General features: G+C 54.5%; 29 protein-coding genes. 19 read left to right on the forward strand and 10 right to left on the reverse strand.

What is annotated here, in order from left to right; all coding sequences use genetic code 11:
• Positions 1–24: 24 nt before the first annotated feature.
• From N2K86_RS00155 to tisB, 3 genes are all read right to left on the reverse strand, one after another.
• On the reverse strand, positions 25–858 hold the full coding sequence (locus N2K86_RS00155) for a DMT family transporter (protein ID WP_260660053.1): 834 nt from the start codon (positions 856–858) through the stop codon (positions 25–27).
• 62 nt (positions 859–920) lie between these two features.
• On the reverse strand, positions 921–1,367 hold the full coding sequence (locus N2K86_RS00160; RefSeq protein ID WP_260660054.1) for a GNAT family N-acetyltransferase: 447 nt from the start codon (positions 1,365–1,367) through the stop codon (positions 921–923).
• 64 nt (positions 1,368–1,431) lie between these two features.
• On the reverse strand, positions 1,432–1,521 hold the full coding sequence (gene tisB / locus N2K86_RS00165) for a type I toxin-antitoxin system toxin TisB (RefSeq protein WP_045260836.1): 90 nt from the start codon (positions 1,519–1,521) through the stop codon (positions 1,432–1,434).
• A 489-nt stretch (positions 1,522–2,010) separates the two neighbouring features.
• Here tisB and N2K86_RS00170 point away from each other — a divergent pair, with 489 nt between their 5' ends.
• The 16 genes from N2K86_RS00170 (at position 2,011) to N2K86_RS00245 (ending at position 16,906) form a co-directional block, all read left to right on the forward strand.
• Positions 2,011–2,325 (forward strand): type II toxin-antitoxin system HigB family toxin, encoded by a 315-nt coding sequence (locus N2K86_RS00170; RefSeq protein ID WP_260660055.1) that lies wholly within the window; start codon positions 2,011–2,013, stop codon positions 2,323–2,325.
• A complete protein-coding gene (locus N2K86_RS00175; protein WP_260660056.1) occupies positions 2,322–2,741 on the forward strand; it encodes a helix-turn-helix domain-containing protein in 420 nt (139 codons plus the stop codon). Before N2K86_RS00170 ends, N2K86_RS00175 begins: the two co-directional genes overlap by 4 nt.
• 147 nt (positions 2,742–2,888) lie before the next feature.
• Positions 2,889–2,987, forward strand: coding sequence for an ilvB operon leader peptide IvbL (ivbL, locus tag N2K86_RS00180; RefSeq protein WP_057979964.1), 99 nt, complete (start codon positions 2,889–2,891; stop codon positions 2,985–2,987).
• A gap of 106 nt (positions 2,988–3,093) precedes the next feature.
• Positions 3,094–4,782 carry an acetolactate synthase large subunit gene (gene ilvB / locus N2K86_RS00185; protein WP_260660057.1) on the forward strand — a complete coding sequence of 563 codons (1,689 nt, stop codon included), beginning with the start codon at positions 3,094–3,096 and terminating at the stop codon, positions 4,780–4,782.
• Between the two features lie 3 nt (positions 4,783–4,785).
• Positions 4,786–5,073, forward strand: a complete 288-nt coding sequence (gene ilvN / locus N2K86_RS00190; protein WP_010426528.1) for an acetolactate synthase small subunit — start codon at positions 4,786–4,788, stop codon at positions 5,071–5,073.
• Positions 5,074–5,838: 765 nt separating this feature from the next.
• A complete protein-coding gene (locus tag N2K86_RS00195; protein ID WP_260660058.1) occupies positions 5,839–7,020 on the forward strand; it encodes an MFS transporter in 1,182 nt (393 codons plus the stop codon).
• Positions 6,995–7,741, forward strand: coding sequence for a ferritin-like domain-containing protein (locus N2K86_RS00200; protein ID WP_260660059.1), 747 nt, complete (start codon positions 6,995–6,997; stop codon positions 7,739–7,741). The genes N2K86_RS00195 and N2K86_RS00200 overlap by 26 nt, the downstream gene beginning before the upstream one ends.
• Positions 7,742–7,744: 3 nt before the next feature.
• Positions 7,745–8,347 (forward strand): hypothetical protein, encoded by a 603-nt coding sequence (locus N2K86_RS00205; RefSeq protein ID WP_260660060.1) that lies wholly within the window; start codon positions 7,745–7,747, stop codon positions 8,345–8,347.
• Positions 8,337–8,633, forward strand: coding sequence for a pyrimidine/purine nucleoside phosphorylase (locus tag N2K86_RS00210; protein WP_260660061.1), 297 nt, complete (start codon positions 8,337–8,339; stop codon positions 8,631–8,633). Before N2K86_RS00205 ends, N2K86_RS00210 begins: the two co-directional genes overlap by 11 nt.
• Positions 8,626–9,645, forward strand: a complete 1,020-nt coding sequence (locus tag N2K86_RS00215; RefSeq protein WP_260660062.1) for a Gfo/Idh/MocA family protein — start codon at positions 8,626–8,628, stop codon at positions 9,643–9,645. Before N2K86_RS00210 ends, N2K86_RS00215 begins: the two co-directional genes overlap by 8 nt.
• Before the next feature lie 22 nt (positions 9,646–9,667).
• Entirely contained in the window at positions 9,668–10,687 is a 1,020-nt protein-coding gene (locus N2K86_RS00220) for a sterol desaturase family protein (protein ID WP_260660063.1), read from the forward strand.
• Between the two features lie 117 nt (positions 10,688–10,804).
• Entirely contained in the window at positions 10,805–11,398 is a 594-nt protein-coding gene (gene uhpA / locus N2K86_RS00225; protein ID WP_260660064.1) for a transcriptional regulator UhpA, read from the forward strand.
• Entirely contained in the window at positions 11,395–12,900 is a 1,506-nt protein-coding gene (gene uhpB, locus N2K86_RS00230) for a signal transduction histidine-protein kinase/phosphatase UhpB (RefSeq protein WP_260660065.1), read from the forward strand. The genes uhpA and uhpB overlap by 4 nt, the downstream gene beginning before the upstream one ends.
• Positions 12,893–14,212 carry an MFS transporter gene (locus N2K86_RS00235; RefSeq protein ID WP_260660066.1) on the forward strand — a complete coding sequence of 440 codons (1,320 nt, stop codon included), beginning with the start codon at positions 12,893–12,895 and terminating at the stop codon, positions 14,210–14,212. Before uhpB ends, N2K86_RS00235 begins: the two co-directional genes overlap by 8 nt.
• 132 nt (positions 14,213–14,344) lie before the next feature.
• Complete coding sequence (gene uhpT / locus N2K86_RS00240; RefSeq protein WP_014068281.1) at positions 14,345–15,742, forward strand: hexose-6-phosphate:phosphate antiporter; 1,398 nt, start codon at positions 14,345–14,347, stop codon at positions 15,740–15,742.
• A gap of 159 nt (positions 15,743–15,901) precedes the next feature.
• Complete coding sequence (locus N2K86_RS00245; RefSeq protein ID WP_260660067.1) at positions 15,902–16,906, forward strand: alpha/beta fold hydrolase; 1,005 nt, start codon at positions 15,902–15,904, stop codon at positions 16,904–16,906.
• Here the strand turns inward: N2K86_RS00245 and N2K86_RS00250 are convergent.
• Positions 16,894–17,796 (reverse strand): LysR family transcriptional regulator, encoded by a 903-nt coding sequence (locus N2K86_RS00250; protein ID WP_260660068.1) that lies wholly within the window; start codon positions 17,794–17,796, stop codon positions 16,894–16,896. The genes N2K86_RS00245 and N2K86_RS00250 overlap by 13 nt on opposite strands.
• A 99-nt stretch (positions 17,797–17,895) precedes the next feature.
• On the opposite strand from N2K86_RS00250, the gene N2K86_RS00255 reads away from it, so the two are divergent.
• The 3 genes from N2K86_RS00255 to nepI all read left to right on the forward strand — a co-directional run bounded on the left by N2K86_RS00255 (position 17,896) and on the right by nepI (position 20,325).
• Entirely contained in the window at positions 17,896–18,348 is a 453-nt protein-coding gene (locus N2K86_RS00255) for a DUF1198 domain-containing protein (RefSeq protein ID WP_104949788.1), read from the forward strand.
• A gap of 97 nt (positions 18,349–18,445) precedes the next feature.
• On the forward strand, positions 18,446–18,964 hold the full coding sequence (locus tag N2K86_RS00260; RefSeq protein WP_260660069.1) for an SRPBCC domain-containing protein: 519 nt from the start codon (positions 18,446–18,448) through the stop codon (positions 18,962–18,964).
• 170 nt (positions 18,965–19,134) lie between these two features.
• Entirely contained in the window at positions 19,135–20,325 is a 1,191-nt protein-coding gene (nepI, locus tag N2K86_RS00265) for a purine ribonucleoside efflux pump NepI (protein WP_260660070.1), read from the forward strand.
• 113 nt (positions 20,326–20,438) lie between these two features.
• Here nepI and N2K86_RS00270 read toward each other — a convergent pair whose 3' ends face one another.
• The 6 genes from N2K86_RS00270 to N2K86_RS00295 all read right to left on the reverse strand — a co-directional run bounded on the left by N2K86_RS00270 (position 20,439) and on the right by N2K86_RS00295 (position 26,348).
• Positions 20,439–21,344, reverse strand: a complete 906-nt coding sequence (locus N2K86_RS00270) for a DMT family transporter (RefSeq protein ID WP_023333969.1) — start codon at positions 21,342–21,344, stop codon at positions 20,439–20,441.
• 134 nt (positions 21,345–21,478) lie between these two features.
• Complete coding sequence (locus tag N2K86_RS00275) at positions 21,479–22,858, reverse strand: carbohydrate porin (RefSeq protein ID WP_221552141.1); 1,380 nt, start codon at positions 22,856–22,858, stop codon at positions 21,479–21,481.
• A 136-nt stretch (positions 22,859–22,994) separates the two neighbouring features.
• Positions 22,995–23,297 carry a PTS lactose/cellobiose transporter subunit IIA gene (locus tag N2K86_RS00280; RefSeq protein WP_074166029.1) on the reverse strand — a complete coding sequence of 101 codons (303 nt, stop codon included), beginning with the start codon at positions 23,295–23,297 and terminating at the stop codon, positions 22,995–22,997.
• Positions 23,298–23,302: 5 nt separating this feature from the next.
• Positions 23,303–24,679, reverse strand: coding sequence for a glycoside hydrolase family 1 protein (locus tag N2K86_RS00285; RefSeq protein ID WP_260660071.1), 1,377 nt, complete (start codon positions 24,677–24,679; stop codon positions 23,303–23,305).
• Between the two features lie 17 nt (positions 24,680–24,696).
• Entirely contained in the window at positions 24,697–26,022 is a 1,326-nt protein-coding gene (locus tag N2K86_RS00290) for a PTS sugar transporter subunit IIC (protein ID WP_032662003.1), read from the reverse strand.
• Between the two features lie 11 nt (positions 26,023–26,033).
• Positions 26,034–26,348: a PTS sugar transporter subunit IIB gene (locus tag N2K86_RS00295; RefSeq protein WP_010426508.1), complete on the reverse strand. Its 315-nt coding sequence runs from the start codon at positions 26,346–26,348 to the stop codon at positions 26,034–26,036.
• Positions 26,349–26,427: the final 79 nt, after the last annotated feature.

Here is a 26,427-nt window from a genome sequence, read left to right on the forward strand (position 1 = left end):
ACGGCAAGTAATGTTGCCAGTGATTTACGCCAGGCGCAGCAGAATGGCGCCGCAGGCGATACCCAGCGCCGCCGCGATGCGCAGGCCCGCAACCTTCTCTTTTAAAAGCAAAAATGCGATCAGCGCCCCGAAAAGAATCGAGGTTTCCCGTAGCGCCGCGACCACCGCCAGCGGTGCCTGCGTCATTGCCCAAAGCGCCAGACCGTATGATCCCATGGTGCCAACGCCGCCGAGTAGTCCCTTTTTCCAGTGCAGACGCAGGTAGCCGGACGCCTCGCGCCGACGTGCCACCATCGCCCAGCTCAGCAGGCAGAAGCCGTTCATAAAGAACGTCCACAGCGTATAGCCCAGCGCGGTGCCGGACAGCCGCACGCCGGTGCCGTCCACCAGCGTGTAGCCTGCGATAAAACAGGCGTTCAGGAGCGCCAGCCAGATCCCTTTGCGTGACTGCATGCGGCCATGCATCGCCATAATGAGAATCGACAGGCAGATCACGCCAATGCCTGACCAGGCGAGCCAGGAGAGACGATCGCCGAGCGCCAGCACGCTGATCAGCGCCACCAGCAGCGGGGCGGTGCCGCGCATCAGCGGGTAGGTCTGGCTCATATCGGAGACCTGATAGGTCTTCGCCACCAGTACGGTGTACACCACCTGTAAGGCGCAGGAGACAATCAGAAACGGCCAGCTTTCAGCAGATGGCTGAGGGGAAAACGGCAGTAAGACCAGAGCGATAACCGTGGCGGAGCCGCTGACGCTTATTGCGGAATAGAGCTTGTCCGTTCCGGCTTTAACGATGGCGTTCCAGCTGGCATGCAGCAGCGCGGCGAAGAGCAAAATGCAGAAAACGGTGATGGTCATGGCGTATCGGGTGATGAATTGTCACTCAACTGTAACATTCACATTCTGATGCCGCCAGCCGGTTACACCGCACAAAAAAGGCGGTGCGTTACCCGCGGTTCGTCTGAGACCATCGTAAAACCCGCCCGATGATAAAACCCGTAGGCACTGTCTGGCGCATGGGTATTGAGAAAATCAAACCAGATGCTGGCATCGGCCATTACCACGGTCAAAAGCTGTTTGCCAATGCCCAGCCCGCGGCACTTCTCGCTGACGTAGAGATGGCGAATACGTCCGGCGCGCGGCTGCTGGCTGAACGGATCGCGGTTGAGGCCGCACACGCCCACCAGCTTGCCGTTGAGAAACGCACCCAGCAGCTTTTCACCCGGCGCGTTAAAGCGGTTCTCGCCCCGCTGCCAGTTCTCTTCCAGCCTGCGCAGCATGTTGAAATTCAATGCGATACTTTCCGCCTTCAGGGCGATATACCCCGGCTCATCCGGTGTGACAGGCTCAATTAACAGACGCGACATAGCATTCCCTCGTTATTAAAGAGGGGCGGTTGCCCGCCCCTCTCAGGTGCGACTTGAACCTGAATTACCGAACGTATTTCAGGACAGCATCAAGCAGTTGCAGTACTGCAACAATGAGTTTGAGGATAAGTATCACCATATCCACTACGCTCATACGCGTCTCCTTTTGGTTAAAAGGAGCACGATGCTGGCGTACCTTTCCGCCGCCTGTTGCCAGCACCTGGATTGACGTAACACAGTGTGCTCACTTCAGGGGTTAAGGCACTGACGGCACCACCCGTTTCAGCCAGGACTTCGTTGCGCCGGTAGAACTGCGGCCCCCTCGCTCACTGCGAACACCCTCAGTATAGATAAATACTGTATGCATGAACAGTATTTTATGGACAAAATTTGGAAGGCGATCCATACTCAAAAACGTCAAAATCCGTGCCGGAATTGCGCGTTCGTCTTCGATCGCGTATACTTTTTGCGTTGACGTAACACAGTGTGTTCTGCGGCAACCAACCGCAAAACCCTGATAAAAACCTCGCTCCGGCGGGGTTTTTTGTTTTCAGATGTTAGTCAGAAAAACGATACGTGTTGACACATTGGCAATGCATGGATATCGTTGCCATAATGGCAACGGACGCAGCAGGCATGCAGTATGCATTTAATTTCTTTGAAGGCAATTATTGATGCGGTAAAACAGTTCCCGCAGCACAAGGAAGAGCTCCTTTTTTTAGGTCGCACTATCGAAAAGAGCCATTGCCCGACACCTGCTGCGCTGAAACAAATTTTTCCGACGCTGGATAACTTTAAATATCTGGATAAGCATTATGTGATTGATATTGCAAATAACATTCTCAGAGTAGTGGCTCTCATATTCTTTGAAAGCCAAAAGTTCTATGTGCGCCATGTTTTTACTCATAAGGAATATGACCGTTTTACGGAGAAACATCGCACTAAGGGGAAGAAATGATGATCGTCGCTGATGCAATGAAAGCAACGCATGCCCTTGTCGAGGCTGTCCCTTTACTGGGTGAACATCCGAACGAGAAAGATTACCAGGATGCACTTGAGCTGGTTGAGTATCTGCTCATGAATGAACCTGGTAGCCCTTTGCTGGATATCGTATGTGCAAGAATAAGTCGTTATGAAGCGAATCGACCCGACATTGTCGCCTTGCGTCAGGAGATGGAATCTGTTCCAGTGGGAATTGCGGTTTTAAGAACCCTTATGGATCAGTACAAACTGACCATTTCAGATTTTCAGGATGAAATTGGCAGTAAATCAATGGTTTCAAGGGTGTTGAATGGACAGCGTCAGCTGACCTTAAACCATATAAAAAAACTGGCGGCGCGCTTTGGGGTATCGCCTGCACTGTTTATTGAATGAAATAAAACGGTCGACAACCCTTTTATCACTCAACAAACGAAACGTGATCCCTGACGCATTTTTGCGCAGATGAAAATATTTCCATTGTCACGCCCGAAAACCTGTGTTTGTATAAATTCAATCAATGATTCCAAACACAGGTCCCCAATGACTTCATCCATCTTCACTTCGACCCTACTAAAAACTGCGCAACCAGCCGCAGTGGTCGTCGTGCGTGTGGTGGTGGTCGTCGGCAATGCGCCGTAGGGACTGGATCAACACACGAATCCAAAACCCCGCCGGCGCAAACCGGGCGGGGTTTTTCGTTTAAGAGCCTCCCCGGAAAGTCGGCCCAGAAGAAAAGGACTGGAGCATGGCAATTTCGGGCACAACATCCACCAGAACGCGTTTTACCGGCGCGCAGCTGATCGTTCATTTGCTGGAACGACAGGGCATCACTACCGTTGCGGGTATCCCGGGCGGCACGGTGCTGCCGCTGTACGATGCGTTAAGCCAAAGCACGCAGATCCGCCACGTGCTGGCGCGCCACGAGCAGGGGGCAGGCTTTATCGCTCAGGGCATGGCGCGTACGCAGGGTAAACCGGCGGTCTGTATGGCCTGCAGCGGCCCGGGCGCCACCAACCTGGTGACCGCCATCGCCGACGCGCGCCTCGACTCCATTCCGCTGATCTGCATTACCGGCCAGGTACCGTCCTCGATGATCGGCACCGATGCGTTCCAGGAAGTGGATACCTACGGCATCTCTATCCCCATCACCAAACATAACTATTTAGTTCGCGATATCAGCGAGCTTCCTCAGGTTATCAGCGATGCGTTCCGTATTGCGCAGTCTGGCCGCCCGGGCCCGGTGTGGATAGACATTCCTAAGGATGTCCAGACCGCAGAGATCGAGATCGACGTTCTGCCTGAACCGGGCGAGCGTGCCCCCGCGCCGGAATTCAGCGCTGAGAGCGTGCGCGACGCCGCCGCCATGATTAACGCGGCGAAACGCCCGGTGCTCTATCTGGGCGGTGGGGCGATTAACGCCGCGGATGAAATCCGCGAGTTTGCAGAGAAAGCCAACCTGCCGACCACGATGACCCTGATGGCGCTGGGTATGCTGCCTAAAGCGCACCCGCTCTCTCTCGGCATGCTGGGCATGCACGGCGCGCGCAGCACCAACTACATCCTGCAGGAGGCGGATTTGCTGATCGTTATGGGTGCGCGTTTTGATGACCGGGCGATTGGCAAAACTGAGCAGTTCTGCCCGAACGCGAAAATCATTCACGTGGATATCGACCGCGCCGAGCTGGGTAAAATCAAGCAGCCGCACGTGGCGATTCAGGGCGACGTGGCCGACGTGCTGGCGCAGCTGATCCCGCAGACTGACGCAACCGAGCGCGCCGACTGGCGTAAGCTGGTGGCCGATCTGCAGCGCGAGTTCCCGGGCGCCATTCCAACCGAAGGCGACCCGCTGAGCCACTATGGTCTTATCAACGCCGTGGCCGCCTGCGTGGATGACAGCGCGATTATCACCACCGACGTCGGCCAGCATCAGATGTGGACCGCTCAGGCCTACCCGCTGAACCGTCCGCGCCAGTGGCTGACCTCCGGCGGTCTGGGAACCATGGGCTTTGGCCTGCCTGCAGCCGTGGGTGCTGCGCTGGCGAATCCGGACCGTAAGGTCATCTGCTTCTCCGGCGACGGCAGCCTGATGATGAACATTCAGGAAATGGCGACCGCGGCCGAAAACCAGTTAGACGTGAAAATCATCCTGATGAACAACGAGGCGCTGGGGCTGGTGCACCAGCAGCAGAGCCTGTTCTACAAGCAGGGCGTGTTTGCGGCGACTTATCCGGGGATGATTAACTTTATGCAGATTGCCGCCGGTTTTGGCCTGCATACCTGCGATCTGAACGCCGAAGAGGATGCTCACGCGGCGCTGCAGGCGGCGATTTCTCGCCCCGGCCCGGCGCTGATCCACGTGCGTATCGACCCTGAACAAAAAGTGTATCCGATGGTGCCGCCGGGAGCGGCAAATACTGAGATGGTGGGAGAGTAAACCATGCAGAAACAACATGATAACGTCATTCTGGAACTCACCGTCCGCAACCACCCTGGCGTGATGACGCACGTTTGTGGGCTGTTTGCCCGCCGGGCATTTAACGTTGAAGGCATTCTTTGTCTGCCGATTCAGGGCAGCGAGCACAGCCGCATCTGGCTGCTGGTCAACGACGATCAGCGTCTGGAGCAGATGATGGCGCAGATCGACAAGCTGGAAGATGTCACCAAAGTGGCGCGCAACCAGTCCGATCCCACCATGTTTAACAAAATTGCGGTGTTTTTCGAATAAGCTAACTTGAACGCCCGAACAGGATTTCGCGTTCGGGCTTTATCGTTAATGCGGTTTGCTTTCAGCCTGGGCCTGAATGCTGAACCTATTTCCATTCAAACGTCACGTCCATCCACCCGCGGTCATCACGAGAAGATAACCGTTAATGGCAAGGCGCCTGTCTGCTAGCAATAAGATATAGCCTATTCCTTATTATTATAAATAAACAGCAATTATTCTCATTAAAGCTGTTGCTCTACAGGACAATCGTTAAAAAATTACATTCACAAACGGACCTGTTTTACTCGTAATATATCTTGTATTTTATATTTTTCTTACTGGCATTTCGCAATGCATCGTGAGTGAATAGCTAATATCTGTAATGAAAAAAGAAACCGGCATTTTAAGTAACGTCTTGATTGAATAAAAATATATTTTTCAGGCAATCGCCATTACCTCAAGCGTACTTCATGATTTCCAGTTGTTACTATTTAAATTATAGTATTTAACCGCTTGAAATTAAATATTTTGCAGGAATGCGAAATATAAAATGAGTTACGATGTAGATCACAAAATAGTAACTTTTAATTTTCATGGTGTTTACAAGATTAACGATATGTATTTAGATTAAATCGCCTTGCAAGCACAACACAATCAAGCAATATCACTTTCAATTATATCTATCAGGAGGATTTATGGACTATCAACCACTGGCAGTGTGATCAATCTGTAACTGGTATAAGCCGCTAGCGGCTTATACCAGCCAAAAATAAAAAAGGGTAAGAGATGATAAAGTATATAGGCATTGGATCTAACGAATTAGATACCTATCTTGATTATGCTGTCTTAAGTATTGTCGCGATATATATGTTTAATGCAACCCCGTTACAAATGGGGGTGCTAGGGGCCTGTTTTGCATTACCGTTTCTCTTTTCAAGTAATTTATTTGGTCGTTTGTTAGACAATGCTAAGATTCATCACTATCGGGTGATGTTGTTCTTGATAAATGCCATTACAACGCCCTTATTCATGCTGACGGGATCGATAGCCGGGTTATACTGCATTGCATCAATAAAAACATTATCCCGCTGTGGCCTAAATATCTCAAACGTCAAGCTAAATCCTGATGATTCAGAGTCAAAGCGGTTTTTTGAAATTTATGGATATCTTATCAACATCAGCAGGATAGTTATTCCGATTATAGGCGTATACATATATCAGCATTACGGATTATGGTATGCAATAGGCTTATCATCTTTATTGAACCTTGTTGGCTTGCTGGCCTCTACTGAAAAAAACAGTCGAATCATTTCTAAAAGCAGTGAGAATAATTCACATGATAAATACTCGTTCTGGCTGGAATTAAAAAAACAGCGCGATCTCTTATATTTGGTTGTTGGCTATACGCTTGCGAATTTAGCCTTTTTTATGAGTAACGATATGCTGGGGTTGTTTTTCAGAGCTCTCGGACAAAGTGAAAACAGTATTGGCATGATAATTTCATTGTTGGGTATCGGAGGATTTTTTGGAACAAAAGTTGCCGCTGTGATCAATAGCCATATTAAGCCCGTTCAAATATTAATGGTTTCAATGTTGTTTAATATTACGGCCTTCACGCTATTTGGTTTTGTAACACCGCAGAGCGCATCCGTGATGTTGTTCTATTTTGCCATTATGTTAATAGGCGCATCTTCGGGTATCACCTTTTTTGCCGTCAGGTATGGTGTCCGGAACATGGTTGGATACACCGATGTCGGTAAAGCAACCGGAATGATACAGATGATCTCGTCGGTGGTCGCTATTCTGATGCCTATGGTAGGTGGGGTCATTGCCGGAGCAACCTCGCTCATTGTGACCTTCCGGCTGACCTGTTTGATGCTAATCGCGACCTTAGTTGCTTTTTTAATATTTTTTTATAACCAACAAAGCAGGAGTAAGTGTCATGAAGAACCCACCGAAAATGAGTGAAATAGATTTTCTATCCGACCGTCATTATGATTTATACGTAAAAGGAAAAACAAAGCAAACGTGGGATGCCAGCCTTAACTGGAGTTTAGCGAAAAATGACAATATTCCTGAACGTTTGCGTGAGGATGCTATTACTATTGCCAGCCTTTCTGCTCATGTCGAACTGCTTGGCATGGAAAATGCGGCCGAATTGCTTCTGCAGACCGATGATTTCTCGCTAAAATTGGGGCTTGCGCAGGCCGTAAATGATGAGGCGAGACATTCAGAACTGTTTTCGCGTTATGCCATCCTTGCCAATGGCTCCATTCGCGATTTATCAAAAACCAGAGAATTATATATTGAGCATTTTCATAAGCTAGAGACATTTGACGAGGTTTTTTTAAGCCATGTGTTCCTTGAGAATGGGGCCCTGGAACAGTTCAATTTATTCATTCACGCCTTTACAGAAAATAGCTTGATTGGTCAAATTTATAAGGGCGCTATGAACGATGAGGCCAGACATGTTCAGATGGGAATTAATTATTTTCGCCAGTTAATCAGTCGCGATCCAGCCAAACATGAGATGGTTTCGGATCATCTGCATACGTTTAAAAGCATTCTGCATGTTAACCCTGACGGAATCGCTTGGTTATCGGGCATTAGCGGTATCCCGGCAAATGAAATACAAGAAAGAGTTCAACGTCGGCATGATAATTTTATAAATAAAATAATTGAAGGGTAAAACATGTTTTCTGGTGTGAAAGTTTTAAAATCTTTAATTACCGATCGTGAAATTGATATCTTTTACCGCTATCTTGCCATTTCAAAAAATATGGGGGCGTTAAAAGGTAATACGGACAGTGCCGATGCTCACATGTATTTTGCTGTTCCATTAGGGGAAGCCATGCTGAGCCACTTCAATTCATTAATGAAAGATATTGTTGGAGAGGATGTATATCCGAGCTATTCTTTTTTATGGAATTATAAAAAGGGATATGTTCTGCCAAAGCATAAAGACAGAAACTCAGTCGATTATATTATCTCCATTGGATTACATAGCCACGAAGAAAGTGACTGGGGGATTTTCGTCGACGGTGAAGAAATAAAATTATCGGTAGGCGATGCCATGGTGCTTGATGGGAAAAAGTTCGAACACTGGCGTGAGGCCTGTCCTTATGAGAACCGACTGCAGCTTATCTTATGCTATACGCGTGATGTGGGGCAACGCTTTGACAGACGCCAGCACCTTGGTTTTGACCCCATTCCGGAAGTGATAACCAGCCCGCTAAATCGTGGCTTAACAATTGAAGATCGCTATGTGGCAACATTAGGAGAAAATGATGTCTGAACTATTAATGTATGAAAAAACATTTATTTTCTTTGATGGTAAAGTGGTTCTTCGTGACTTTAGTGTTGAGGGTAATAAAATGACGATGGGATATATGGCATCTGGTCATTATCGGTGGTTAGCTGAAGATGCGGAACGTTTTATTATTGTAAGCGGTAACGCTATTTTTGCTTTCAACGATAAAGAAGTGAATGCTCAGCCAGGAGATGAAGTATTCGTACCGCCAGGAACAACATTCACGGTTGAGGTTGCCGAGCCATTAGATTACAGGTGTTATTATGCTTAAGCTTGGCATCGTTGGAACCGGTATGATGGCCGGTATAATCGCCGAAGCATGTCCGCTCGCTGGAGTTAACGTGCATTCCGTGTTGTCGCGTACGCCAAACGCGCTCGACGCGTTCTGCCAGAAGTTCAATGTACCGCGCGATCGAGGCTTTTGTGATTTATCCCGTTTTTTTTCCGACCCGCAGCTGGACGCCGTCTATATCGCAACGCCGACATCGACCAAGGAAGAGCTCCTCAGAATGTGCATACAACATCGTAAACATGCGCTGATAGAGAAACCCTTCCCCGATTCAGATGGCTTTTTGTCACTGCTTTCAGAGTCCGATCGGCTGGGCCTCGTCTGGCTTGATGCTGCTCATTATATTCATAACCCCTTTCACAGTCGGATCCGCCAGGAAATTGAGACCTATGTCGGATCAATAAACAGAATTTGTGCCTCTTTTATTTGGCCTGATACCGATCGCGGGCAAATTAAGTTTTCACCTGAACTGGAGCCGTATGGAGCACTTGGCGATCTGGGCTGGTATCCGGCAAGAGTAATCAGTGAGTTTATTGATGTTAACCATCTGGAGACCATCTCTTCCTTTTTAATTAAAAATCAAAGGGGCGCGGTAACAGAAATGAATGCTGCGGGATATACCGATGATAATATCACTTTCACAAGCTCAGCGTCCTACCGTGGGTCCGTATGTGAACAAACCTGTATAATATCAGGCGAAAAGGGGCAATTAACTGTTAATGATTTCGTTATGCCTTACTGCGGTTCATTTGTTTATGGGCAAATGATGAAGCAAATGTCCATTAAAATTTCACATGGATTAAAGCCGCTTATTGATACCACGGAAAAGGGTTTCGTGTTTACTGAACGTCAACATATTACGATGTTAAAGAAATTTTCTGAATACACTATTGGGTCAGCGCATGAAAGATTACTATCACATCAGAATGTCTGTATTAATACGATAAAACTCTTACGTAATATTAATAATAATGCCAGCATTATTATTGCTTAAATAGCTATTAACAGGAACTCTCATGGATAAGTTCATTGATATACTCACTGTAGTATATAGGGAGTTTATCGAACCGCTGACTGAACGAGCGTTGGTGTTTTTTACTCCTTCAGACGGTTTATATATAGGCTATCTATTGACCGCCTCTTTTATTGCTATTATCTATTTTGCCTGGTTTTTAAGAACCTGGAACGTGATTACGGCAGCAAAGGCAGCGGTACGGGCACATCGTTTTACCTCACGATCGGTCGTTGATGATATCAAGCTTTTTTTTTGTGATAAAGTGCTGCTGGGTTTTGTTTATACTTTCGTTATCGGTGCGGCATATTTCTTCAAGCACAAAACAATTTTATTACTCTCCTTATTCGATGTGCCTGCTTCACATAGCGTTCCTGGCTTTTATTTAAGTATGTTGTTAACCGTTGGAGCATTGCTTGCTTTCGATTTTGCGGTTTTTTTTGAACATTATTTATCCCATAAAGTTATGATTCTTTGGGAATTTCATAAAATACACCATATTGCTGAAGAGCTTAATCCATTAACAGCCTATCGTTCCCATCCTGTGAATCAATGTTGTTTCATTTTGATGGCCAGTCTGTGTTCCGGGGTCTACTCTGGAGTCATAAGCTATTTCTTTGATACCACCCATGCCTATCTTTTCTTTGCCGGGCAAAATATCATTATGTTTTTACTTCTTTTGTTTGGGTTGAATTTACAACATTCACGCGTGTTTATTTACTACCCACCGGCTCTGCGGCGTATTTTCGTTAGCCCGGCTTATCATCAATTGCACCATAGCAGTGATAAAAAACACCATGATATCAATTTCGGGTTTATTTTCTCTTTTTGGGATTATCTCTTTAAGGTGCAATATCTTCCCACGAAGCATGAGCAGTTAACCTTTGGCGTAAGTGGAGAGCGCTATGAGAGTTATGCCGGCATAAAAAACACCTATGTAACCCCTTTCAGGAGAGCCTATAAGCGTATCGTTAAAAGAGGGCAACGCTATAAAAAAAGCCCCCCGAAGCAGGATCTCATTTAAAAAGGGCTAATCACGACGAATGCCTGGCGCGATCTTTCTCAAGTAACGTTGAGTCACTTGAAGGATGAAGCCTATATCGTTAAGGTAAGCGCGTTTTTTAACCTGCCAGGAACACACATGACCACCATCGCTCTCATCGACGACCACCTTATCGTTCGCTCCGGCTTTGCCCAGCTTCTGAACCTCGAACCGGATTTTCAGGTGGTGGTCGAGTTTGGCTCCGGTCGCGAGGCGCTGGTGGGCCTGCCGGGGCGCGGGGTGCAGGTCTGTATCTGCGATATCTCGATGCCGGACCTCTCCGGGCTGGAGCTGTTAAGCCAGCTGCCGAAAGGGATGGCCACGATTATGCTGTCGGTCCACGACAGCCCGGCGCTGGTCGAGCAGGCGCTCAACGCGGGGGCGCGCGGGTTCCTTTCAAAACGCTGTAGCCCCGACGAACTGATCGCCGCGGTGCGTACCGTCTCCACCGGCGGCTGCTATTTAACGCCGGATATCGCCATCAAGCTGGCGGCTGGACGGCAGGATCCGCTCACCAGACGCGAGCGTCAGGTTGCGGAAAAACTCGCGCAGGGAATGTCGGTAAAAGAGATTGCCGCCGAGCTGGATCTGTCCCCGAAAACCGTGCACGTTCATCGCGCCAACCTGATGGAAAAACTTAACGTCAGCAACGACGTCGAGCTGGCGCGCCGCATGTTTGACAGCTGGCAATGAGTTCCGCTTTTTCACGGCTGATCGCCGTCGTCGCCAGCTTTTTTATTTTCTCCGCCGCCTGGTTCTGCCTGTGGAGCATCAGCCTGCACCTGGTGGAACGCCCGGAGCTGGCGGTGCTGCTGTTTCCCTTTGGCCTGCGTCTGGGCTTAATGCTCCAGTGTCCGCGCGCCTACTGGCCCGTTTTGCTCGGTGCTGAATGGCTGATGCTGATCTGGCTGGCGCAGGAAGTGGCGCTCGCGCAACTGCCTTTATTGATGACCGGAAGCCTGCTCACGCTTCTCCCGGTTGCGCTGATTTCGCGCTACCGCCACCAGCGCGACTGGCGCACGCTGCTGCGTCAGGGGGCGGCGCTGATTGCCGCCGCGCTGCTGCAGTCGCTTCCGTGGATTGGCGAGAAGGAGATGCTCAATGCCCTGCTGCTGACCCTGACCGGCGGCCTGACGCTCGCCCCGACCTGCCTCGTTTTCTGGCACTACCTCACCAGCACCGTCTGGCAGCCGCTCGGCCCGGCGCTGGTTTCTCAACCGGTGAACTGGCGCGCACGGCATCTCATCTGGTATCTGCTGCTGTTTGTGGTGAGCCTGTGGCTACAGCTTGGCCTGCCCGCCGAGCTTTCACGCTTTACCCCATTTTGCCTTGCGCTGCCGATTATCGCCCTGGCCTGGCACTACGGCTGGCAGGGGGCGCTGATTGCGACGCTGATGAACGCCATCGCGCTGATTGCCAGCCAGACCTGGCACGATCATCCGGTAGATCTGCTGCTTTCTCTGCTGGCCCAGAGCCTGACCGGGCTGCTGCTCGGGGCGGGCATTCAGCGCCTGCGCGAGCTGAACCAGTCTCTGCAAGCCGAGCTGGCGCGCAACCGCCGTCTGGCGGAGCGCCTGCTGGAGACCGAAGAGAGCGTGCGGCAGGAGGTCGCCCGCGAGCTGCACGACGATATCGGCCAGACCATCACCGCCATCCGCACCCAGGCGGGCATTGTCCAGCGCCTGGCGGCAGAAAACGCGGGCGTGAAGCAGGGCGGGGCGCATATCGAACAGCTTTCGCTGGGCGTCTATGACTCCGTTCGCCGCCTGCTAGGGCGGCTGCGCCCGCGCCAGCTTGACGATCTGTCGCTGGAGCAGGCGGTGCGTTCCCTGATGCGCGAGATGGAGCTGGAAAGCCGCGGCATTGTCAGCCATCTCGACTGGCGCATTAACGAATCCTCGCTCAGCGAAGGCCAGCGCGTGACCCTGTTCCGCGTCTGTCAGGAGGGGCTGAATAATATCGTCAAACACGCCAGCGCCAGCGCGGTCACGATCCAGGGCTGGCAGCAGGACGAGCGCCTGATGCTGGTGATTGAAGACGACGGCTGCGGTCTGCCGCCGGGCTCCGGCCAGCAGGGCTTTGGCCTGGCGGGCATGCGCGAGCGCGTGAAGGCGCTCGGCGGCACGCTGAACATCTCCTGCACCCACGGGACGCGCGTGAGCGTCAGCCTGCCGTTACGGAGTTATCATGTTTAAAACCCCAGTCAGCGCGGCTCCGTTGAGTGACAAAGCGGAAATCGACGCCCGCTATCGCTACTGGCGTCGCCATATTCTGATCACCATCTGGCTCGGCTACGCGCTGTTCTACTTCACCCGCAAAAGCTTTAACGCCGCCGCGCCGGAAATCCTCGCCAGCGGCGTAATGACGCGTACCGATATCGGCCTGCTGGCGACGCTGTTTTACATCACCTACGGCCTGTCGAAGTTCTTCTCCGGCATCGCCAGCGACCGCTCCAACGCGCGCTATTTTATGGGCGTTGGGCTGATCGCCACCGGTGTGGTGAATATCCTGTTTGGCTTCTCGACGTCGCTGTGGGCCTTTGCCCTGCTGTGGGCGCTGAACGCCTTTTTCCAGGGCTGGGGCGCGCCGGTCTGCGCCCGCCTGCTCACCGCCTGGTATTCGCGCAACGAGCGCGGCGGCTGGTGGGCAATCTGGAACACCGCGCATAACGTCGGCGGGGCGCTGATCCCGATGGTGGTTGGCGCGGCGGCACTGCACTACGGCTGGCGCGCGGGGATGATGATTGCCGGTGCCCTCGCGATTGTCGCCGGGCTGTTCCTCTGCTGGCGCCTGCGCGACAGGCCGCAAACCGTCGGCCTGCCTGCGGTGGGCGACTGGCGGCACGACGAGATGGAGATCGCCCAGCAGCAGGAGGGGGCGGGGCTGACCCGAAAAGAGATCCTCACCAAATACGTGCTGAAAAACCCGTACATCTGGCTGCTGTCGCTCTGCTACGTGCTGGTCTACGTGGTGCGCGCGGCCATCAACGACTGGGGCAATCTGTACATGTCCGAGACGCTGGGCGTGGACCTGGTGACCGCCAACTCGGCGGTGACGATGTTCGAGCTGGGCGGGTTTATCGGCGCGCTGGTGGCGGGCTGGGGATCGGACAAGCTGTTCAACGGCAACCGCGGGCCGATGAACCTGATTTTTGCCGCCGGGATTTTGCTCTCCGTCGGCTCGCTGTGGCTGATGCCGTTCGCCAGCTACGTGATGCAGGCGGCGTGCTTCTTCACCATCGGCTTCTTCGTGTTTGGCCCGCAGATGCTGATCGGCATGGCGGCGGCGGAGTGTTCCCACAAAGAGGCGGCAGGCGCGGCGACGGGCTTTGTCGGGCTGTTTGCCTACCTTGGCGCATCGCTCTCCGGCTGGCCGCTGGCGCGGGTGATCGACATCTGGCACTGGAGCGGGTTTTTCGCGGTGATCGCCATCGCGGCGGGAATTTCCGCCCTGCTGCTGCTGCCGTTTTTGAACGCGCAGGCCCCGCGTGAAGCCAGTGTGATGTGATGCGCCTCACCTTTTCACCCCGAATGGCGCAAAACTAAGAAATTTTCCCGGTTTTACCTGGACGCTGTCTCAGGCATCTCTCCCGGCTGATTTTTACAATGCTGCAAAAATCAGCTCAGGAGTAACTCAGTCATGCTGGCCTTCTTAAACCAGGTGCGCAAGCCGACCCTGGATCTGCCGCTCGACGTGCGGCGCAAAATGTGGTTCAAACCGTTCATGCAGTCCTATCTGGTGGTCTTCATCGGCTACCTGACCATGTACCTGATCCGCAAAAACTTTAACATCGCGCAGAACGACATGATCTCCACCTACGGGCTGAGCATGACGCAGCTGGGGATGATCGGCCTGGGCTTCTCCATCACCTACGGCGTGGGGAAAACGCTGGTTTCCTACTACGCTGACGGCAAAAACACCAAGCAGTTCCTGCCGTTTATGCTGATCCTCTCCGCCATCTGTATGCTCGGCTTCAGCGCCAGCATGGGCGCGGGCTCCGTCAGCCTGTTCCTGATGATCGCCTTCTACGCGCTGAGCGGCTTCTTCCAGAGTACCGGCGGGTCGTGCAGCTACTCCACCATCACCAAATGGACCCCGCGCCGCAAGCGTGGTTCGTACCTCGGCATGTGGAACATCTCACACAACCTCGGCGGTGCGGGTGCGGCTGGCGTGGCGCTGTTCGGCGCGAACTACCTGTTCGACGGTCACGTGATCGGCATGTTTATCTTCCCGTCGATTATCGCCCTGATTGTCGGCTTTATCGGTCTGCGCTTCGGCAGCGACTCTCCGGAATCTTACGGCCTCGGCAAAGCTGAAGAGCTGTTCGGGGAGGAGATCAGCGAAGAAGACAAAGAGACCGAAGAGAACGAGATGACCAAATGGCAGATCTTTGTTGAGTACGTGCTGAAAAACAAAGTGATCTGGCTGCTGTGCTTCTCAAACATCTTCCTCTACGTGGTGCGTATCGGCATCGACCAGTGGTCGACCGTGTATGCATTCCAGGAGCTGAAGCTTTCTAAAGAAGTGGCGATTCAGGGCTTCACCCTGTTCGAAGTGGGCGCGCTGGTCGGCACGCTGCTGTGGGGCTGGCTCTCCGACCTCGCCAACGGCCGTCGCGCGCTGGTGGCCTGCGTCGCGCTGGCGCTGATTATCGCCACCCTCGGCGTCTACCAGCACGCCAGCAACCAGTACGTTTATCTCGCATCACTGTTCGCGCTCGGCTTCCTGGTGTTTGGTCCGCAGCTGCTGATCGGCGTGGCGGCGGTCGGTTTTGTGCCGAAAAAAGCGATCGGCGCAGCCGATGGGATTAAGGGCACCTTCGCGTACCTGATCGGCGACAGCTTCGCCAAGCTGGGCCTGGGGATGATCGCCGACGGCACGCCGATTTTCGGCCTCACCGGCTGGGCGGGCACCTTCGCGGCGCTGGATGCGGCAGCGATCGGCTGTATCGTCCTGATGGCAATGGTCGCGGTGCTGGAAGAGCGTAAAATCCGCCGTGAGAATCGTGCGCAGAAGCAGAAATTGAAAGCAGCCTGAGTGTGCAGGTGACTTCTTTGCCCGGCTGACCGTCGGGCTTTTTTATTTACAGGCTCTACCTTTACCCCGCTTTACACACTCGCTCCTCTCCATGCTCTACAGTGTTTTTGCTGCCGCCTTTCGCGCAGCCTTAGCCCCTTTTGCTAACGGAGAGCTTGCATGTTGACCCGACGATTATCCTGCCTGGCGCTGCTGGTGGCGCTGGCCTCCCCCGCAATGGCCGCGGATACCCCCACGAACGGCGAGAAGCTGGAAGGTTTCGATTACGGCTGGCCGGTAAAACATTTTACGTTTACCTCGCAGAATCAGTCTCTGGATATGGCTTACCTGGACGTGAAGCCGGAAAAACCCAACGGCCGCACCGCGGTGCTGATGCACGGTAAAAACTTCTGCGCCGGCACCTGGGACGGCACGATCCGCGCGCTTTCAGCCAGCGGGTATCGCGTGATCGCACCCGACCAGATCGGCTTCTGTAAATCCACCAAGCCGGAGCATTATCAGTACACCTTCCAGCAGCTGGCGGATAACACCCACGCGCTGCTTAAATCGCTGGGCGTCGATCGCGTCACGGTTATTGGTCATTCGACCGGCGGCATGCTGGCGACCCGCTACGCGCTGATGTGGCCGCAGCAGGTCGAGCAGCTGGTGATGGTGAATCCAATAGGGCTTGAAGACTGGAAAGCGCGCGGCGTGCCGCATATTACCGTCGACCAGTGGTACCAGCGCGAGCTGAAGGTCAGCGCCGACGGCATTCGCCAGTACGAGAAAAACACCTACTACGCCGGGGAGTGGAAGCCGGAGTACGAACGCTGGGTCACCATGCTCGCCGGACTGAACAACGGGCCGGGTAAAGCGCGCGTGGCCTGGAACTCGGCGCTGCTCTACGACATGATCTACACCCAGCCGGTTGTCTACGAATTTAGTGAACTGAAGATGCCGGTATTATTGATGATCGGCACGAAGGACAACACCGCCATCGGGAAAGATCTCGCCCCACCGGAGATCCGCAAGACGCTCGGGAACTATGCGGTGTTGGGGAAAGAGACGGCTAAGCGTATCCCGCACGCGACGCTGGTTGAGTTCAACGACATGGGCCACGCCCCGCAGATGCAGGATCCTGCCCGCTTCCACGAGGCGCTGCTGAAAGGGCTTCAGGCGCGCTGACTGGTCTCCAGCAGTAACCCGCGCAGCCATACCTGCGCGGGGTTTCGATGCGAGCGCCCGTGCCAGGCCATGCTTTTGGTGAATCCCTGCACAGATACTGGCGTATCACAAACAAACATTCCCGCCCGGTTTTCCGCCATCCGCTCCGGCACCACGGCAATCATATCGCTGATCGCGAGCACGTCTGGCAGCACCAGGAAACTGCTCACCGATAGCCCGATGTGGCGGACCCGCCCACTCTTCGCCAGCGCGTCGTCAGTGACGCCGTGAAAGCTTTCCCCTTCATAGGAGACCAGCACATGCTCCAGCGCGCAGAATCGGTCCAACGACAGTGCTTTTCCCGCGTCAGGATGACTGGCGCGCATCATACAAACGTACCGTTCATCATAAAGCGCGCGGCTGTGGAGTTCGTCCGGCGTGGTGTGGGGGGTCAGGAGGGCGAGGTCGATTTTTCCCTGCTCGAGCTGAGCGACGAGACGATCGGGTTCAACCGGCACCACGCGCACGCGGATGTGGGGAGCCTGCACCTTAAGGACGGCAATAAACGGCACCACCACCGCGCGCAGGGCGTAGTCCGTCGCGGCAAGGGTGAAGGTCAGGTTGGCAGTGAGCGGGTCAAACGAGACGGGCTGCAGCAGCACGTCGATATCCGCCAGGATGCGCTTCACCGGTGCAGCAAGTTCTTCCGCGCGCGAGGTCGGCACTATCCCGTGCGGCGCGCGGATAAACAGCGGGTCGTCGAAGTAGTCCCGCAGGCGGTTGAGCATGCCGCTCACGGCAGGCTGGGTCAGGGCAAGACGCGCCGCCGCGCGGGTAACGCTGCGCTCGTCCAGCAGGGCGTCCAGCGTTTTCAGCAGGTTAAGATCCAGCGTGCGCAGATCCGCTTTCATGACGTTTTTCCACCTCTTTTCCGTTCACTATTATGGCGCTGCCTGCTGTCGACGCGCTGCGTTTCCCGCTATGATGAGCGGCTAGTCTAAGGAGAACGCATGGTCTGGATAATGCTGGCAACGCTTGCCGTGGTGTTTGTGGTTGGGTTTCGTGTACTGACCTCGGACTCCCGCCGCGCCATCAAACGTTTAAGCGAGCGTCTAGGGATCACCCCGATGCCGGTCGAGTCGATGATCGACCAGTTTGGAAAATCCTCCGGGAATGAGTTTATCCGCTACCTTGAGCGCCCCGACGAGGCGCATCTGCAAAACGCCGCCCAGGTACTGCTTATCTGGCAGGTCTGCATTGTCGATGGCAGTGAAGAGAACCTGCACACCTGGCACCGCATGCTGCGCAAAGCCCGTCTGGCTTCGCCCATCACAGATGCGCAAATCCGCCTCGCGCTCGGTTTTATGCGCGAGATAGAGCCAGATCCACAGGAGCTAAACGCCTTTCAACTGCGCTATAACCAATTCTTCCTGCCGGAAGAGGGCGTGTTTTATCTGCACTGATATCACGAATCGTGATGAAGAGTATAAAGCATCATCATTAGATTTATACCTCTCCCGGGCGCACCATCACCTCATCAACTAACCGATGAGGTGAACCATGAAACAATCCACCATTATCTGGCCGAACGACTACCTGCCAGGCACCACCGATAACTTTGCATCCAACGAAATCATCGTCGCCGGACTGAGCGCAAGAGAGATTTGGACGCAGCTTAACGACACTACGCTGTGGCCGGGCTACTACAGTAACGCCGAGGATATCCGTTTTCACGACGGCAGCGGCCCTGAACTGAGCGCTAACGCCCGCTTCCGCTTCACCACCTTTGGCTTTCCGGTTGAGGCCCAGGTGACGGAGTATGTTCCTCCGGTAGACGGCGAGGCCGCACGCATTGCGTGGCACGGCTGGGTGGAAGGGGATGCAAATTCGCGTCTCGACGTGATCCACGCCTGGCTGTTTGAAGACTTACCGGGCAACCGCGTGCGCATTCTGACTCAGGAGTCGCAGAAAGGCGTGCCGGCGCAGGAATTATCACGCACCGTGCCGAACCCGATGATTAACGGGCATCAGGAGTGGATCGTGGGATTAGCGAATGCCGCCCTTAAGGCTCGCGGGTAATTTTGCCCGGTGGCGCTTCGCTTACCGGGCCTACAAGCCCCGTAGGCCGGTGCAAGCGCAGCGCCGCCCGGCATTAAAAAGCTGAAAAAGTTGTCAAATCGTTAAATCCGTCACACTTTTGATGATAAACTGCGCGACTTTTCCGCACGTTTTACTCTTCAGGTGACGCCATGACAGAACATATCCAGCCCACGACCAGACCGCAGACCACCGAGGTTTCACGCCCCAACTGGTCGGCGGTTTTCGCCGTGGCGTTCTGCGTCGCCTGCCTGATTACCGTTGAGTTTCTGCCGGTGAGCCTCCTGACGCCGATGGCGCAGGATCTGGGCATTTCCGAAGGTGTGGCGGGGCAGTCGGTCACCGTGACCGCGTTTGTGGCGATGTTCGCCAGCCTGTTTATCACCCAGGTCATTGGCACTATCGACCGCCGCAAAGTGGTCATTCTGTTCAGCGTGCTGCTGACGGCATCCTGCCTGCTGGTCTCCTTCGCGGAAAGCTTCACCCTGCTGCTGCTCGGTCGCGCCTGTCTGGGGCTGGGGCTCGGCGGCTTCTGGGCGATGTCGGCCTCGCTCACCATGCGCCTGGTGCCCGCGCGCACGGTACCAAAAGCGCTGTCCGTTATCTTCGGCGCGGTCTCTATCGCGCTGGTGATTGCCGCGCCGCTCGGTAGCTTCCTCGGTGGGATTATCGGCTGGCGTAACGTCTTTAACGCGGCGGCGGTAATGGGTTTGCTGTGCATTATCTGGGTGTGGAAGGCGCTGCCGTCCCTGCCGGGTGAAGCGGCGCATCATAAGCAGAACATGTTCGCGCTGCTGAATCGCCCCGGCGTGCTGGCGGGGATGACCGCCATCTTTATGTCGTTTGCCGGGCAGTTTGCCTTCTTCACCTACATCCGCCCGGTGTTTATGACCATGGCGGGCTTTGACGTGGACGGCCTGACGCTGGTGCTGCTGAGCTTCGGTATCGCCAGCTTTGTCGGTACCTCGCTGTCGTCGCAGTTCCTGAAACGCTCCCTGAAGGTGGCGCTGGCGGGTGCGCCGCTGGTGCTGGCTGCGAGCGCCACGGTGCTGGTGCTGTGGGGTAGCGATAAGTGGGTCGCGTCTGCCATTGCGATTATCTGGGGCTTTGCCTTTGCGCTGGTGCCGGTGGGCTGGTCGACGTGGATCACCCGCTCGCTTGCCGATCAGGCGGAAAAAGCCGGGTCGATTCAGGTGGCGGTGATCCAGCTGGCGAACACCTGCGGCGCGGCCATTGGCGGCGTGGCGCTCGACCATCTGGGGCTGACGTCACCGCTGGTGATTTCCGGCACGCTGATGCTGCTGACGGCGCTGCTGGTGGCAGGGAAGGTGAAGGCGAAGTAGTTAATTTCCCCCCCTCACCCTAACCCTCTCCCCACAGGGGAGAGGGGACTGCTCGGTGCTGTCTTTTCCCCCTCGCCCCATAGGGGAGAGGGTCGGGGTGAGGGGTGATCAGGCTACGCCGATGCCTTAACCCTTCTGCGTGAATCCATCGAAATCAACACCACCGACGACACAATCAATAGCGTTCCCAGCCAGTCCGGCAGGGTGAAGGCCACCCCCAGCAGGATCACCGACAGTAACGCGCTGCTCAACGGCTCGGCGCAGCTCAGAATGCTCGCCTTCGGCCCGCCGATCATCTGTGCGCCTTTCAGGTACAGGCTGAACGTCAGCGCGGTGCCAATCACCACCAGATAGAAAAATGCCAGCAGCAGGCTGCCGTCAATCACGAACGTGGTCCCGCGTCCGGCGTAGAACGGCGTCAGCATTAACCCGGCAATCAACATGCTCCAGCCGACAATCGGCAATGTGCCGTAGCGGGCAATCAGCGTTGACGGATAGGTGGTGTAAAACGCGGCGGCAAACGCCGAGGCGATGCCGAAGAACAGCGCGGCAGGCGAGATGGAGAGCGAGGTTGGGTCGCCGTGGGTCACCAGCAGGAAAGTGCCAACAAGCGACGTCATGATGGCCGACAGCACAAACACGCCGGGACGCTTTTTCCGCGCCAGGGCAAACCAAGCCACAATGATGGTCGGTGACAGAAACTGCAGCACGGTAGCGGTCGCAGCGTTGGATTTTTCAATCGTCAGCAGGAAGGTGAGCTGCACGGTGAGCGCGCCGACGAGTGAAAAAATCAGCAGGCTGAGGGCGTCTTTGCGATGTTTGATGACCGAGAAAATCTTGTCGCCGTGAACGAAAGATAGCGTCAGCAGGATCACGCCGGTAAACAGCAGGCGAACCATGGTCAGGTAAGGCGAAGAAATGTGGCTTTTCTCCATGATGTACTGCGCGCAAACGCCGGAACTGCCCCATAAAACGGCGGCGATCAGGACGTTCAGCATCCCTTTACGTGTGGAACCCATGTTCTCCCCTGCTATGTTGATTTTTTTCTAGCATAACATGGGATCTTGCCGGGTGGCGCTGCGCTTACCCGGCCTACAAGGTTTTGTAGGCCCGTGCAAGCGCAGCGCCGCCGGGCGAAACAAACGGCGCCGTATTAGAACCACGCCTCCCACATCGCGCCGACGTTGAAGTCGTCGAGGGTTTCGTCTTTGGTGTTGTTCACGCGCGCGGTGCGTTCGTTATCCACCTTGCCGCCGGTCACGTAGAAGCGCAGCATCGGACGGAACTCTGGCCCCATGGCGATAGACATGTTCTGCGACAGGGTCAGCTTCCAGCCCTTGTTGTCGCCGCCGTTATCGTAATCAACGTGCTGCCAGCCCGCCTCCAGCCAGGTGGAGTGAACGTCGTTCCACCAGTGCATCGGGCGCACGATGGCGTTGTAGTTCTTACGGTTGTCGGTGCTGTCACGGCTGTTATCGTAGTCGTGGAAGGCGAGGATGTACTCCACCTGCGTCGCCTGGGTGAATTTGTACAGCCCTTCGAAGCTGGCGTAAACCGTGGTCAGATCCTCGGTTTTGTTGAACACGCTGTTGTCCGCGTTATCGGAGTAGCGGGCAATCACCTTGTTCACGCCGCTGTCGTTGGTGTGGCTCAGCACCACGCCGCCCTGCCAGGCGTTCAGGCGTTCGTCGCTTTCAACCGCTTTCGAATCAAAGCCGTAGTTGGCGTACAGCTCCATGTCGATCGGTCCGAGCTTCATGCCGTGGATTTTGGAGGTCGCGGCGTAGTTGCCCTTGTCGCCCGTGCCGGAACCGCCGGTACAGGTGATGCGCGACGGGTTCGCTTCATCTTCCATCACTTCCGGGCTACAGGATTCCACCGCCGCCACGGCGGCCACGTCAAACTGCACGCCGCCGATGTCAAAGTTCTTCACCCCGGCACCCTGGCCGTCGTGGTTCATCCAGAAGTAGTCGTTGATGCCCTGCTGCGGACGCTGGTGGAAGTCACGACCGGCCCAGAAATAGGCGTTCGGGTTGGAGGCCATAATGTTGGTCACCCCCGCGTAGGCTTTTTTCAGGTTAACTTCGTCGCCCCAGTGGTCGATCATCACGTTGATGTCCCAGATGGCGCCGTTTTCACCCTTGAAGGCCTTGGAGAGCTGGAATTCCCCTCCGTTGCCTTCGTTACCCAGACGACCAATGGCGGACGCGCCGTTATACGAGCCGTCCACCGCCACGTATTTCTGATCGGCAGCCTGGAAGTGCGCGCCGTAGCGGGCGTAGCCGGTAAATTTAATGCCGAACGGGATCGCCATATCCGGGGATTGCGCCGCGCTTTGCGGCTCGGTCACCACGTCCGCTTTTTTCGCGACCGCCGCATCCATTTTGGCCTGACGCTCGGCCAGGGCTTTATCCACCGCTTTCGCCACAATGGCGTCGATTTGCTCCTGGGTGAATTCCTGTGCGAGCACGGAAATTGGACAAAGCGCGGCGATAACCGCCATGGTTAATGGAAGTTTTTTAATCGTATTCATGGTTATCTCAATATAGTTTAATTTTATTCAGACAATAACCATCCCGCTCCGATCTGACAGAGTATGTCGCTATCATCAGAACAAGTGGATCTCTATTTAGGGTACAGAGGTATTACAGTAATTATTTCGTCATAGACTATCTCTGATATAAATGAATAATTTCTTCGGATAATTCACGCGCTAATAAGGAGTTCATTAAGTGATCCTGCGCGTGCACCATAATTAACGTCATCGGCTGGCGGCCTTCGCCCGCATCCTGCTCAATCAGCTTGGTCTGCATTTTGTGCGCCTGGCGCGCGTAGCCGTCGGCTTCGCGCAGCAGGCTTTTGGCTTCGTCAAGGTTGCCCTGGCGCGCCGCGTGCAGCGCTTCAAAGCACAGGCTGCGGGACTGACCGGCGTTGACGATAATTTCCATTACGGCTTCTTCTAGTGCGATCATCATCATTACTCTTTATCAAAGCTGTTATTTAAGGCGGTAGCGGCAAACCACTCTCCGCTTTTCTTAATGGTACGTTGTTGCGTATTTAAATCGAGCTGAATAAATCCGTAGCGATTTTTATACGCGTTGCACCACGACCAGTTATCAATAAACGTCCACATATGGTAGCCAAGACAATTGCACCCTTCGCTAATGCCCTTATGCAGCCAGGCTAAATGCTCAGAAATAAACTCGATGCGGTATTGATCGTTAATCTGACCGTTTTCAATAAAGCGCTGCTCATTTTCGACGCCCATGCCGTTTTCAGAAATAAAGCAGCGAGGGTTGCCGTAATTGTCGCGCAGGTTGACCAGAATATCGTAAATACCTGGCTCGTAGATTTCCCAGCCGCGGTACGGGTTCATCTTGCGGCCCGGCATCTCGTAGTTATCAAAGAACCACTCCGGCATAAACGGCGCCTGCGGGTTCACCGCGCTGTCGCGACACTTTACGCGACGCGGCTGATAGTAGTTCACGCCGAGCAGGTCGATTTTCCCTTCCGCAATCAGGAAGCCGTCTTCCGGTTTACAGGCGGGCAGCTGATCGTAGGATTTCAGCAGCGCTACGAGGTCTGCCGGATATTCCCCTCGCAGGACCGGGTCAAGGAAGCTGCGGTTAAACATCAGATCCGCAACGTTTGCCGCCTTCACGTCTGCCGGGTTCTGCGAGCGCGGGTACGACGGCGTCAGGTTCAGCACGATGCCGATCTCCCCCGCGTAATGCCCGGCGCGGTAGGCCTTAACCGCTTTCGCATGGGCCAGCACGGTGTGATACGCCACGGTGGCCGCCCGACGAAAATCCACCACGTTCGGATAGTGGAAGTCGTACAGATAACCGCCCTCCACCGGCACGATCGGCTCGTTGAAGGTAAACCAGTGCAGCACGCGATCGCCGAACAGCTCGAAGCAAATCTGCGCATAGCGGGCGTAAGCGTCCACCACGTCGCGGTTTTCCCAGCCGCCGATTTCCTGCATCGCCATCGGCATGTCGAAATGGAACAGGGTGATAAACGGCGTGATGCCCTGTTCATTCAGCTCATCAATGACCTGATTGTAAAAATCGACCGCTTCCGGGTTCACTTCACCGATACCGTCGGGGATCAGGCGCGCCCAGCTAATCGAGGTGCGAAAGCTGTTGTGGTTCAGCTGCTTTAACAGCTGAATATCCGTTTTCCAGTGCTGATAAAACGTAGAGGTCTGCTGCGGCCCCACGCCGTTATGAAAACGGTTCGGCTCGCGGGCAAACCAGTAATCCCACGTGGTTTCACCCTCTCTTGCCCCTTCCGTCTGGAGAGCGGAGCTTGCGCTGCCCCACCAGAAGCTATCGGGAAATGCGTATTTCATGACTCTTCCTCTTTGACTTAATTGCTGGCGGTTTCGGCGGCACCGACGGTTGCCTGGGCTTTCTGCTCTTCGTTTTTGATGAGCGTACGCTCATAGGCGCGCAGGAACGGCAGGTACATCAGTGCGGACATCACCATGCAGACCAGGCACATCACCACCGGGCTCAGCGCCCAGTTCGCCGCCCATGAGGCACCAATCGGTGCAGGGGTGGTCCACGGGGTCAACGACACCACCTGTGCCAGCCAGCCGAGTTTGGTTGCACCGTACGCCAGGCAGGCGTTAACCAGCGGAACAAACACGAACGGGATAAACAGCATCGGGTTCATGATGATCGGCGCGCCGAACAGAATCGGTTCGTTGATGTTAAAGAAGCTTGGCACCACGCCCATTTTGCCGATGGTGCGCAGGTGGGTCACGCGGCTGCGCAGCAGCAGGAACGCCAGCGGCAGGGTGGAGCCTACGCCCCCAATCAGCAGGTAGTGATCCCAGAAGCCCTGCAGGTAAACGTGCGGCAGCGCCGCGCCTGCGGCGAGCGCCGCCTGGTTTGCGGAGAGGTTCGCCATCCAGAACGGGTTCATGATGCCGGTGACAATCAGCGAGCCGTGGATACCGGCAAACCAGAAGATCTGGCACAGCAGCACGGAGAGCAAAATGGCGGGCAGGGAGTCAGACGCGGATACCAGCGGCTCCAGCAGGTGCATGATCGCCTGCGGGATAATCATCCCCGTTTGCGCTTCGATGAACAGGTTCAGCGGGTGCAGCGTCCCGATCACCACCATCACCGGGATCAGGATCTCGAACGAGCGCGCCACGCCGGTTGGCACTTCCTTCGGCAGGCGAATGGTCACGTTGTTCTGCTTCAGCCACGCATAGACGCGGGTGGAGTAGATGGCGGTGATCAGCGCGGTAAAAATCCCCTGGCCGGAGAGATACTGGGTCGAGATTTTGCCATCGGCATACGGCGCGGCGACCAGCAGGAAGGCCATAAAGGCCAGCAGGCCGGACATCACCGGGTCGAGGTTGAACTGACGCCCCAGGCTTGCCCCAATCCCCACCGAAATGAAGAAGGTCATCACGCCCATGCTGAGGTTAAACGGCAGCATCAGCTGCTCGCGGTAGGTCTGGGAGAAATCCAGCCAGCCGCGGGCGAAGCTGTTGGTGGTATCCGCCGAGAACGGCGGGAAGATGAACACCAGCATAAACGAGCCGATGATCATAAACGGCAGCGCGGCGGTAAAGCCGTCGCGAATGGCAATCACATACTTTTGCTGACCCAGCTTTGCGGCCAGCGGGGTAATTGATTGCTCAATCACCGCGACCATGGATTGATATAACGAACTCATGTGAACACCTTTTAGTGTGCCGCTTCGATGAGCGACAGAGCATAGTCCAGTACTTTATCGCCACGCTGCATGCCGTAGTCCATCATGTCGATGGGCTGTACCGGAATGCCTTGCGTCGCCGCCTTGTCTGAGAGTGTCTTTAACATGTATTTCACTTGCGGTCCGAGAAGGACAACCTGGTATTGCGGAAACTGCGTATCAAATTCGGAAACACCGTACGCATCAATCTTCACCGGCAAACCACGTTCTTTCGCGACATCGACCATTTTGCTGACCAACAGGCTGGTGGACATCCCGGCAGAGCAGCACAGCATAATCTTGAACATCGACAACCATCCTCTAAATGTAAATAGTTATTGCGAGGATGATTGGACATTATACGGAAACCGGTTTCCATTCATAAAA

The organism is Enterobacter mori, assembly GCF_025244905.1.
GTDB lineage: Bacteria > Pseudomonadota > Gammaproteobacteria > Enterobacterales > Enterobacteriaceae > Enterobacter > Enterobacter mori_A.